Below are 9,712 nucleotides of genomic sequence, written 5' to 3'. Positions count from 1 at the left end.
GCCACGCCCGCACGGAGAAACGCACGGAGAACGCACGGGGAATCCCAGCGGGGGTCGCAGGGGGAGGGAGTCGGTGTCCGGAGTGCGGCGGGGAAGGACCGCTCGCTCTCCGGACACCTGGCCGAAGCGTTCCTTCACACATGCGGAACGGGCAGCGGCGGCAAGCTCAGCCGGCGCTCTGCTCCTCGGCCAGGATGCGGTCGAGCGCCTCCTCGAGGTGGGCGTCGAAATCCGCCAGCGCGCCCTCCTGGCCGAGTGGCACCAGCTTGTCCGTCCGGTCGAGGAACGCCACCAGCGGGGCGGCCCCGGAGCGGAACAGCGCCTGGTCGCGTCCGACCTGGAGCCGGATCAGCACCTCGCCCAGCATGTCGGGGTCGGCGGGCGACACCCGTACGTCGCCGTCCCCGCAGGGCCGCCCCACACCGTCGATCAGCAGCTCCCGACCGAAGGCCCAGGTCACCGGCGCGTCACCAGGAAGGTGAAAGGTCAGCCGCACGGCGAACGGATCAGAGGTCTCGTAGCGCAGCTCGACCGGAATGCGGAACGAGAGCTCGTCCGAGACGAGAAAGTTCATCATGACCTCTGCCTGCACCGACTCGCGCATCGCCTACCCCGTCTTTTGTCCTCGGGTTTCCGGGACTCATCCTGCTGACCCTGCGCGCCATCTTGCTGAACGTACACGGCGAATCACAAGGAGTGATTTTTCAGATACTGAAAGACAGGGCCAGGGCCGCGGGCTCGCGCGTGATCTCGGCCTGGAGCCGACGGGCCGTGGGAAGCAGGTGGTCGGCCTGGTGCGCGGGGAGCGAGACGGCCACCGCGGCGACGATCGTCCCGATCCTGATGGGGATCGCGGCGCACACCGTGCCCAGCGCGTACTCCTGACGCTCGATCACTGGCTCCCCATGACGGCCCGCCGCCAAACGCCGCAGGAGCGCGCTCTCGTCCTCGACCGTGTACGGGGTCAGTGACCACACCGGATGGCGGGCCAGGTGGTCCCGCCGGTCCTCCTCGTCGAGCTGGGAGAGGAGGCACTGCCCGATGGCGTGCGCATGGCCGGTGGACCGGAAATCGGCCCACTCGTCGACCGCGGGATGCTCCTGGGAATCGGCGACGCCGACGACGTCGATCTCTCCGTCGCGGTACCGGGCGCAGTAGAGCGGCGCCCCGACGACGCCGTGCCAGTGGGCCAGCGTCTCGGTGACGGCGCTGTGACGTCTCTGCCGGGCCACCCTGCGGCTCAGCCGCTCGGCAGCGTCGCCGAGGTGGAAGAGCCCGCTGTCGCGGCGCAGATAGCCCTCGTGGACGAGGGTCCTCAGGAGGTGGTAGGTGGTCGGCAGGGCCAGCCCGGTCTGCCGGGCCAGCTGCTTGGCCGGCGCCCCCTGTTCGTGCGCGGCGACCGTCTCCAGCAGCCGCATGGCCCGCTGGACCGACCCGATGAGCGTCGCCGGCTGTCCCTGGCCCGGCCGTCCGGCGGATCCGCCCCCTCTGCCCCCTCTGCCCCCGCGTTCCTTCGCGGCAGCGGCCGGCACATGGTCTGCCTGGGTCGGCTGGGCGGGCACGGTGGGGGCGCGTCGTGAGGCGGACGCGGTGTCGGCCGTGGCCAAGGGTCACTCCCGGAGCGCGAGGAGGCTGCCCGTGCCGGGGCAACACGGGCGATTGCGGGGCGCCCGCGGGGGCTCTGGCTCCCCCACGTCGAGTTCCGGACTCTAACGGGCCGTCACCGTCCGCATACACCCCGCGGGCGAAGCTTCCCTCTCACGGGGGATCCGCCCCTTGCGCTCCCGGGAGCGGCTACCACTTCCGTTCGGAGGACTCCGAGGACGACCCCTTGACCTTCCGCACCAGGAAGATCAGACCCCCCACCAGCGCCACGAAGACCAGCACCTTGAAGAGCAGACCCACCAGGAAGCCGAGCACGCTCGCTATCAGGCCGCCGAAGACGACCAGAGCGATCACGGGGATCGCGATCCACTTCACCCACCACGGCACGTCCGCGAAGATCTCACGCATCGCCCAGCCCTTTCCCTGCAAGTCGTCCGCTACGTCTTCGATGCTAGGCGTGCGAGGGGCCCGGCAGGGCCTCCGAGCACCCTCGTTCGTCCCTGACCGCCCCCCTAGGGGTCGGGCCGGCCGCCCCCCGGACACGGCCGACCCCCGGGCGCTCCCGGTCCTCCGGCTCCGTCGGCGCCCTCCGGCTCCGTCAGCCCTCGGGCGGCGAGAAGACCACCATCACCCGCAGGTCCTCACTGATGTGGTGGAACTTGTGCGGGACGTCGGCCGGGACGTAGACCACGCTGCCGCGCGCCACCTCGGTGGTCTCCGTCCCCACCGTGAGCCAGCCGCGCCCGCTCACCACGAAGTACACCTCGTCCTGGTGGTGCGGCTGCTGCGGGTCCTGCGCACCGGCGTCCAGCGCGTAGAGACCCACCGACATGTTCCGCTCCCGCAGGAACTGCAGGTACGCGCCCTCGTTGGCGGCCCGCTCCGCTTCCAGTTCGTCCAGCCGGAATGCTTTCATCGCCCCGTTCACCCTTCGGGTCAGGACCGGAATCGATCTCTTCTGCCACGATCAGATACATGATGAATTTCCTAGTCAAGACGCTCGCCAATGCCGGTGCCCTGGCGGTCGCCGTGTGGCTGATCGACAAGATCAACCTGGACGGCGGCAGCACCGGCGAGAAGGCATGGACGCTGGTCGTGGTGGCGCTGATCTTCGGCCTGGTGAACCTGCTGGTGAAGCCGGTCGTCCTGCTCCTCACGCTGCCGCTGTTCATCCTCACCCTGGGCCTGATCACCCTGGTGGTCAACGCCCTGATGCTGCTGCTCACCTCGTGGATCGCCGGCGAGCTCGACCTGAGCTTCCACGTCGAGGGCTTCTGGACCGCGGTCCTGGGCGGCCTGGTCATCTCGGTCGTCTCCTGGGCCCTGAACCTGGTCCTGCCCGACAAGGACTGACCCCGCCCGCCGGTCCGGCACCCGGCGTCCCGCCCCCCTGACCTGCTTGTCCGCTCCCACCCGTGCGCCCGCCGGTCCGGCCGCCCTGAGACAGTGGGGGCGGCGGACCCCGACCGGCCGCCACCGGACGTGAGCATCAGGAAGGACGGGCCGCATGAACGACTCCGCCGCGGAGCCCTCGGCACAGGACACCGGCGCACGGAACGCCGCCCCGGACGGCACGGGTCCCACCGGCTCCGGGACGGGCGACGGCACCCGCGCGGTGCGCGCCGGCCTGCCGGAACCCGTGAAGTACGAGCCGACCCTCCCCGGCCCCGTCTTCGCCGCCCACTTCCACCTCCCGGGTGAACCGACCGGTCCCTACACCTACGGCCGCGACGAGAACCCCACCTGGACGCTGCTGGAGAACGCCATCGGTGAGCTCGAGGCTCCCGGGCGGGACGACGTGGAGACCCTGGTCTTCCCTTCCGGCATGGGCGCGATCTCCGCGGTGCTCTTCTCCCAGCTCCGCTCCGGTGACACGGTGGTCCTGCCCAGCGACGGCTACCAGGTGTTCCCCCTGGTCCGGGCGCAGCTCGAGGCGTTCGGCGTGGAGGTGCGCACCGCGCCCACCGGCGGTGACGCCCAGCTCGAGGTCCTCGACGGGGCCACCCTGCTCTGGATCGAGACGCCTTCCAACCCGGGCCTTGACGTCTGCGACGTGCGCCGGCTCGCCGAGGAGGCACACGCCCGGGGCATCCTGGTGGCCGTCGACAACACCCTGGCCACGCCGCTCGGTCAGCGGCCGCTGGAGCTGGGCGCGGACTTCTCGGTGGCCAGCGGGACCAAGCAGCTCACCGGACACGGGGACGTGCTGCTCGGCTACGTGACCGGCGCCCGCGGCGAGGCGATGGACGCGGTCCGTCGGTGGCGGAAGATCGTCGGGGTGATCCCCGGACCCATGGAGGCGTGGCTGGCGCACCGCTCGATCTCCACCCTCCAGATGCGGGTGGACCGGCAGGCGGCCACCGCCCTCACCCTGGCCCGGACGCTCGAGGAGCGCCCGGAGGTCACCGACCTGCGCTACCCGGGGCTGCCCGAGGACCCGTCGTACGCCGTGGCCTCCCGCCAGATGCGCCGTTTCGGCTGCGTCGTCTCCTTCACCCTCCCCGGCCGCGAGCACGCGGAGCGCTTCCTGGCGGCACTGCGCCTGGTGGACGAGGCGACCAGCTTCGGCGGTGTGCGGTCCAGTGCGGAGCGGCGCGGCCGCTGGGGCGGGGACGCGGTGCCCGCCGGCTTCATCCGTCTCTCGGTGGGTGCCGAGGACCCGGAGGACCTGGTGGCGGACGTGCTGCGAGCCCTCGACGAGGCCGCGCGGCCGGCCTCCGGGACCTGACCCCCCGCCCGCTGCCGGGCCTGCCCGACCAGCACGCCAACGGCCCCGGTCCGAGCCTCCCCCCTCGTGGCTCGGACCGGGCCGTCGGCCTGCCGCACGACCCCCCGGTCGCGCCGCGCGACCAAGGCTAGTTGACTCTGTGTCAGTGTCCAATCACTGGAACGACAGAGACCTATCGACATATTTATAGTTGTACGCTTCCGACGGGCCGCCGCGGGCGGTCCGTACCGTCCTGGAATGCCGAGGGGGGCGTCCATGGATCTGGCCTTGCTCCGTACCTTCGTGGCGGTGCACCGGGCCGGCTCCTTCACGCGCGCCGCAGCGCTCCTGGGGCTCTCCCAGCCCGCCGTGACCTCGCAGATCCGCACGCTGGAGCGCCAGCTCGGCCGTCCGCTCTTCCTGCGGCGGGCCCGCGGAGTCGTTCCCACCACCATCGGCGACGAACTGGCCCACAAGGCGGCGCCCCACCTGGACGCCCTGGTGGGGATCGCCGAGACAGGCCTCGACGAGCACATCTCCCGGACCCTCCACCTGGCCGGGCCACCGGAGTTCGTGGCGGAACGCCTTCTGCCCGCGCTGATCGGTCCCACCGGCGAGGACGGCCCGCCCCCGCCCCTGCGCGCCTCGTTCGGCAACGACGAGGAGATCCTCGAAGGGCTGGCCGCGGGGCACTACGACCTCGCCGTGACCACCGCCCGCCCCCGTGGCGCCCTGCTGAACGCCACACCGCTGTGCGACGAGGAGCATGTGCTGGTCGCCGCTCCCGCCCTGGCCGCCGCGGCAGCTACGACCGACGGCGCACGGCCCGGCATCGGATCCGCCCACGGCACCACCACGACGCCCGGGAACCCCGGTGTCCCCACCAGGGCGCCCGGTGACCCCACCAGGAAGCCCAACGGCCCCGCCGAAGCCTCCGGGGGCACTGCCGGAGCATCCGAGGGCACTGCCGGAGCATCCGGGGGACCTGGCAGGGCGTCCGGGGATCCCTCGGTGCCGCCGGTCCCGCTGTCACCGGAGGAGGTCCGCGCCAGGCTGGACCGGCTGCCCGTGGTCGAGGTGCACGAGTCGCTCCCGTTCGTCTCGCGCTTCTGGTCCTCCGTGTTCGACGCCCGGCCGACCGCCGCCTCCGGCGCGGTGGTGGTGCCGGACCTTCGCGCCGTGCTGGCCTGCGCCGTGCGGGGCGCCGGACTCGCCGTCCTGCCGCGGTACCTGTGCGCCCCCGCCCTGGAGCAGGGCACCGTGGTCTCCCTGTACGAACCCGACGTGCCCCCACTGCGCACGTACTTCCTGGTGGTGCGTACCGGAACCCTGGGCCTGCCCCACATCGGCCGGGCCCATGAGCGGCTGCAGCGGGCCGCCTCGGCCTGGTCCTGAGAGCCGCGGTCCTGGGCGAATGGCCGTGGGGGATGTTTCACGTGGAACATCGCGGGCCAGATTCCCCCCATGACCGTCCGCCCCGTGGTCAAGCGCACCGCCCGCGCCGTCCTGCTGGACGGCCCCGATCTCATTCTGATCAAGCGAACCAAGCCTGGCGTCGACCCCTACTGGGTCACTCCCGGAGGCGGGGTGGAGCCCGAGGACACCACCGTCGTCGAGGCACTGCACCGCGAGGTGCACGAGGAGCTCGGCGCCAAGATCACGGGCGTCATCCCGTGCTTCGTGGACACGGTGGAGCACATCGGCCCGGACGAGGCATCGACCGGTGTGAAGGTGCAGCACTTCTTCGTCTGCCGCCTGGAGTCCATGGATCCCTCCCTCCGCCACGGTCCCGAGGTCGAGGAGCCGGCCGGGGAGTACGAGATCGTGCGGGTGCCGTTCACCCGGATCGGCATCGCCTCCGTCCATCTCGTGCCGCTCTCCCTGCGGCACTACCTGGACGGCAACATCGAGGGCGTCCGCGCCCTGCACGCCGCGGACCTGGTCTGATCCGGGCGACGGGTTCGCTGCCGACGCCCTAGGGTGCCGGCATGGACGATCTCCTCATACGCCCGGCCGAGACGGACGACGTGCCGGCCATCGTGGCCATGTACGCCGACGACCCGCTCGGCGCCCACCGCGAGACACCGGACGACCTCGCCCCCTACCTGGCCGCGCTGAAGCGGCTCACGGACGACCCGAACCAGCATCTGATGGTGGCCGAACGCTCGGGGAGGGTCGTCGGCACCCTGCAACTGACCGTGATCCCGGGTCTGTCACGCCGTGGCACCACCCGGTCGGTCATCGAAGGCGTCCGGGTGCACTCCGCCGAGCGTGGTGGCGGCCTGGGCAGCCGGCTCATCCGGTGGGCGATCGAGGAGTCCGGGCGGCAGGGGTGCCAACTGGTGCAGCTGACCTCCGACGCCACCCGGACGGATGCCCGACGGTTCTACGAGCGCCTCGGCTTCACCGCCTCGCACATCGGCTTCAAGCTCCAGCTCTGACGAGGGCTCACCCCTCCTGCCCGAGCCCGCGCCAGCCCTCCTCGTCCACGCCTCCCGGAACCGGGGCGGCGGGGTCGTAGGCGGTGCGGGTGAAGACGAAGGAGCCCAGGTCGAGATGGGTCACGGTGCCGTCCGGCGCACGGACCGCACGCAGGGTCTCCCCCGCGTAGTAGCCCTCCAGGCCGATCCAGGAGCCGTCCCCGGCGGCCCGGAACCGGGACCGCCGGCCAGGGGCGCCCATCGGGTCGAGGGAGACCCCGCCGTCGGCCGTCATGCGCAGCACGAAGGGCGAGGTGCCCCAGTACCAAGGTCCGGTGAGTGACAGCACGTCCGGGTCGACCTCCGGCAGGGGCCGCCAGGGCTCGGGGATCCGCGGCTCCGCCTCCGCGACGATGCGCACCAGGTCGGCTCCCACCGTGGAGATGGAGAGACCGGAGGTGCAGTTGACCAGCACCACCGAGGCCACGTCGTCCTCGACGGCGATGGACAGGTTGGCCAGGTAGCCGGGAAGCGAGCCGGAGTGTCCGACCAGCCTGCGCCCACCCCACTGCTGGACCTGCATCCCCAGCCCGTAGCCGGACCCGGCCGCCAGGTCGCCCGGCTCGGGCGGCGCCGCGGGGGTACGCATCTCCGCGACGGAGGACGCGCTCAGCACCCGGTCGTCGCCACGGGCCAGGAAGACGGCGAAGCGCGCCAGGTCCTCGGTGGTCGACCACAGCTGCCCGGCGGGCGCCATCCGGCCCAGGTCCTCGACCGGTTCGGGGAGCAGCACGTCGGCCCACGGATGGACGGCCCAGCCGCCCGCGTGCGGGGCCACCGGGTCCGAGCCGGTGCGGTGGAGCCCGAGCGGTTCCAGCACCTCGCGGCGCAGGACCCGTTCCCAGGGCTCCTGCCGCAGCTCCTCCACCAGAGCGCCCAGCAGCGTGTAACCGGGGTTGGAGTAGTGGAACCGGCGTCCGCCCGGGTGCAGCAGCGGGTCGTCGCCGAGGACGTCGGTCAGTTCGGGACGCAGCGATCCGGGCGTCCGCTCCCACCAGGGACCGGGTGACTCGGCGGCCAGGCCCGCGGTGTGGGCGAGCAGCTGGGCGATGGTGGCCCCACCCGCCGAGGTGCCCGGGAGGTGCTTCTCCAGAGGGTCCTCGAGCGAGATGCGTCCCTCGTCGCGCAGCCGCAGCACGAGGACAGCGGTGAAGGTCTTGGTGATCGAGCCGATCCGGTACTGGACGTCGCCGTCGGGCGCGTGCCCGTTCACCGAGGTCCGCGACCCGGTCCACACGAGCTCCCCGCCCCTCACGACCGCGGCGGTCAGCGACGGGGCCCGGCCCTCGGCCTGTGCGACGGCGATCCGGTGCAGCAGCGCGCGACGGGTGGCGGGGAGCAGGGCGTGCTCTTCCTGAGGTGTCGTCATGGCACTCAGTGGATCAGACGGATTCGGGCGGTGGCGACCCGATTCGCGGCGCTCCGAGCGGTGCCCGGGAGGCCAGGTGCACCGCCCGCGCCCGGGCGGCGACCACCGCGAGCCGTCGCGCCATGCGCCGCAGGAACTCCGATGGGGGCACGAGCGGCGGGCCACGGGGCGACGGCCGGGCGGCAGCCGAAATTCGTTTGACTCGGGCGTGGTGCCGGTACTGCACTGTGGCGGGCGCCACGGTCGTGGTGCCGGTATCCCGGGGAGGCACCACCAGCGATGGAGATCCGTTCCACGACCGACCAGGACCTCGACGTCTTCGTCGACACCCTCCACGTCGCTTTCGGGATCGTCCCGGACACCCCGGCCGACGGCAGGGGCGCCTGGTGGTCGGCGTTCGAGATGGACCGCGGCCTGATCGCCGAGACGGACGACGGACGCCCGATCGGCACCGCGGGCGCGTACTCCTTCGAGCTCACGCTGCCCGGCGAGGTCCTCGTACCGGCCCCCGGGGTGACCGCGGTCGGCGTCCTGCCCACCCACCGCCGCCAGGGTGTGCTCACCGCGATGATGCGGCGGCAGCTCACCGACCTGAAGGCCCGGGGGGAGGTCCTCGCCGTCCTGCTGGCCTCGGAGGCCCCGATCTACGGCAGGTTCGGCTACGGGCCGGCCACCTACACGCAGCGGCTGACGGTGCCGCGCCACCAGGCAGCCTGGGCGCTCTCCCGGGCACGCGGGACGGGCCCCGGAGCCAACGCCGGACCGGGCCCCGGCGCGAACACCGGGCCGGGCTCCGTGGAGGTGCTGCGCCGCTCCAGGTGCGGAGAGCTCCTGGAAGAGGTCTACGACCGGTACCGCCGCACGCAGCCCGGCGCCCTCTCCCGGCCCCACCGCTGGTGGGAACGGGGTGCGGGGCAGCCTCCCGTCTCCGAGGCGCCCCGGTACGTCGCCGTCCACCGGGACGCCGACGGCATACCGGACGGCTACGCCAGCTACTCGCTCACGGACCAGGTCCTGACGGTCGACGAGACCGTCGCCGCCGACGACGCGGTCTTCACGGACCTGGCCGGCTTCGTCCTCGGCCACGACCTGGTGGAGAAGGCCGTGTTCAAGCACGTCCCGCCCGGGCACCCGCTGCCCTGGCAGCTCACCGACCTCCGCGCCGCCGAGGTCGGCCACGTCACCGACTGGCTCTGGGTGCGCCTGCTGGACGTCCCCCGGGCGCTGACCTCCCGCGGCTGGTTCACCGACGGCCAGCTGGTCCTCGACGTCGACGACCCGTTCCTCGGCGAGCGGGGACGCCACCTGCTGACCGTCCGGGACGGGAAGGCGGAGTGCGTCCCGACCGACCGCGAACCCGACCTGTCACTGGACGTGCAGGACCTGGGCGCCGTCTACCTCGGCGGCACCTCGGTGAGCACCCTGGTGCGGGCGGGACACATCCGGGCCCACCGCCCGGGCGCGGCCGCCGTCGCGGACGCGCTCTTCCGCGCGGAGCGTCCCCCGCACTGCCTGCACTGGTTCTGACGCCTTCGCGTCCGCGGACTCCCC

The 9,712-nt window shown here is 72.5% G+C and carries 11 protein-coding genes; 6 read left to right on the top strand and 5 right to left on the bottom strand.

The features are described 5' to 3' along the window. Nucleotides 1-166: 166 nt before the first annotated feature. From HW445_RS01875 to HW445_RS01860, 4 genes are all read right to left on the bottom strand, one after another. Nucleotides 167-604, bottom strand: a complete 438-nt coding sequence (locus HW445_RS01875; protein WP_180219269.1) for an SsgA family sporulation/cell division regulator — start codon at nucleotides 602-604, stop codon at nucleotides 167-169. Nucleotides 605-704: 100 nt separating this feature from the next. Continuing rightward, the gene (locus HW445_RS01870; RefSeq protein WP_180219268.1) at nucleotides 705-1,418 is read right to left on the bottom strand and encodes an IclR family transcriptional regulator C-terminal domain-containing protein; all 714 of its coding nucleotides are present in this window, start codon (nucleotides 1,416-1,418) and stop codon (nucleotides 705-707) included. Between the two features lie 376 nt (nucleotides 1,419-1,794). Next, nucleotides 1,795-2,013: a DUF5326 family protein gene (locus tag HW445_RS01865; protein WP_180219267.1), complete on the bottom strand. Its 219-nt coding sequence runs from the start codon at nucleotides 2,011-2,013 to the stop codon at nucleotides 1,795-1,797. 190 nt (nucleotides 2,014-2,203) lie between these two features. Beyond that, the gene (locus HW445_RS01860) at nucleotides 2,204-2,521 is read right to left on the bottom strand and encodes a cupin domain-containing protein (RefSeq protein ID WP_180219266.1); all 318 of its coding nucleotides are present in this window, start codon (nucleotides 2,519-2,521) and stop codon (nucleotides 2,204-2,206) included. A gap of 59 nt (nucleotides 2,522-2,580) precedes the next feature. Here HW445_RS01860 and HW445_RS01855 point away from each other — a divergent pair, with 59 nt between their 5' ends. The 5 genes from HW445_RS01855 (at nucleotide 2,581) to HW445_RS01830 (ending at nucleotide 6,753) form a co-directional block, all read left to right on the top strand. Further along, on the top strand, nucleotides 2,581-2,958 hold the full coding sequence (locus HW445_RS01855; protein WP_151773643.1) for a phage holin family protein: 378 nt from the start codon (nucleotides 2,581-2,583) through the stop codon (nucleotides 2,956-2,958). Nucleotides 2,959-3,112: 154 nt separating this feature from the next. Further along, a complete protein-coding gene (locus tag HW445_RS01850; RefSeq protein WP_180219265.1) occupies nucleotides 3,113-4,333 on the top strand; it encodes a cystathionine gamma-lyase in 1,221 nt (406 codons plus the stop codon). A gap of 255 nt (nucleotides 4,334-4,588) precedes the next feature. Beyond that, entirely contained in the window at nucleotides 4,589-5,707 is a 1,119-nt protein-coding gene (locus HW445_RS33120; RefSeq protein ID WP_257230768.1) for a LysR family transcriptional regulator, read from the top strand. Nucleotides 5,708-5,776: 69 nt separating this feature from the next. Beyond that, entirely contained in the window at nucleotides 5,777-6,259 is a 483-nt protein-coding gene (locus HW445_RS01835; protein ID WP_180219264.1) for an NUDIX domain-containing protein, read from the top strand. A gap of 41 nt (nucleotides 6,260-6,300) precedes the next feature. Continuing rightward, nucleotides 6,301-6,753: a GNAT family N-acetyltransferase gene (locus HW445_RS01830; protein WP_180219263.1), complete on the top strand. Its 453-nt coding sequence runs from the start codon at nucleotides 6,301-6,303 to the stop codon at nucleotides 6,751-6,753. Between the two features lie 7 nt (nucleotides 6,754-6,760). Here HW445_RS01830 and HW445_RS01825 read toward each other — a convergent pair whose 3' ends face one another. Continuing rightward, the gene (locus tag HW445_RS01825; RefSeq protein ID WP_180219262.1) at nucleotides 6,761-8,161 is read right to left on the bottom strand and encodes a serine hydrolase; all 1,401 of its coding nucleotides are present in this window, start codon (nucleotides 8,159-8,161) and stop codon (nucleotides 6,761-6,763) included. A gap of 279 nt (nucleotides 8,162-8,440) precedes the next feature. On the opposite strand from HW445_RS01825, the gene HW445_RS01820 reads away from it, so the two are divergent. After that, nucleotides 8,441-9,688, top strand: coding sequence for a GNAT family N-acetyltransferase (locus HW445_RS01820; protein WP_180219261.1), 1,248 nt, complete (start codon nucleotides 8,441-8,443; stop codon nucleotides 9,686-9,688). Nucleotides 9,689-9,712: the final 24 nt, after the last annotated feature.

It is taken from the genome of Streptomyces sp. UH6 (genome assembly GCF_013421635.1).
GTDB lineage: Bacteria > Actinomycetota > Actinomycetes > Streptomycetales > Streptomycetaceae > Streptomyces > Streptomyces abyssomicinicus.
This window is presented reverse-complemented; position numbering and strand designations above follow the sequence as displayed.

Coding starts and splice junctions, on each gene's coding strand:
- HW445_RS01875 (WP_180219269.1), bottom strand. CDS start 604: ATGCGCGAGTCGGTGCAGGCAGAGGTCATGATGAACTTTCTCGTCTCG.
- HW445_RS01835 (WP_180219264.1), top strand. CDS start 5,777: ATGACCGTCCGCCCCGTGGTCAAGCGCACCGCCCGCGCCGTCCTGCTG.
- HW445_RS01855 (WP_151773643.1), top strand. CDS start 2,581: ATGATGAATTTCCTAGTCAAGACGCTCGCCAATGCCGGTGCCCTGGCG.
- HW445_RS01825 (WP_180219262.1), bottom strand. CDS start 8,161: ATGACGACACCTCAGGAAGAGCACGCCCTGCTCCCCGCCACCCGTCGC.
- HW445_RS01860 (WP_180219266.1), bottom strand. CDS start 2,521: ATGAAAGCATTCCGGCTGGACGAACTGGAAGCGGAGCGGGCCGCCAAC.
- HW445_RS01830 (WP_180219263.1), top strand. CDS start 6,301: ATGGACGATCTCCTCATACGCCCGGCCGAGACGGACGACGTGCCGGCC.
- HW445_RS33120 (WP_257230768.1), top strand. CDS start 4,589: ATGGATCTGGCCTTGCTCCGTACCTTCGTGGCGGTGCACCGGGCCGGC.
- HW445_RS01820 (WP_180219261.1), top strand. CDS start 8,441: ATGGAGATCCGTTCCACGACCGACCAGGACCTCGACGTCTTCGTCGAC.
- HW445_RS01850 (WP_180219265.1), top strand. CDS start 3,113: ATGAACGACTCCGCCGCGGAGCCCTCGGCACAGGACACCGGCGCACGG.
- HW445_RS01870 (WP_180219268.1), bottom strand. CDS start 1,418: ATGCGGCTGCTGGAGACGGTCGCCGCGCACGAACAGGGGGCGCCGGCC.
- HW445_RS01865 (WP_180219267.1), bottom strand. CDS start 2,013: ATGCGTGAGATCTTCGCGGACGTGCCGTGGTGGGTGAAGTGGATCGCG.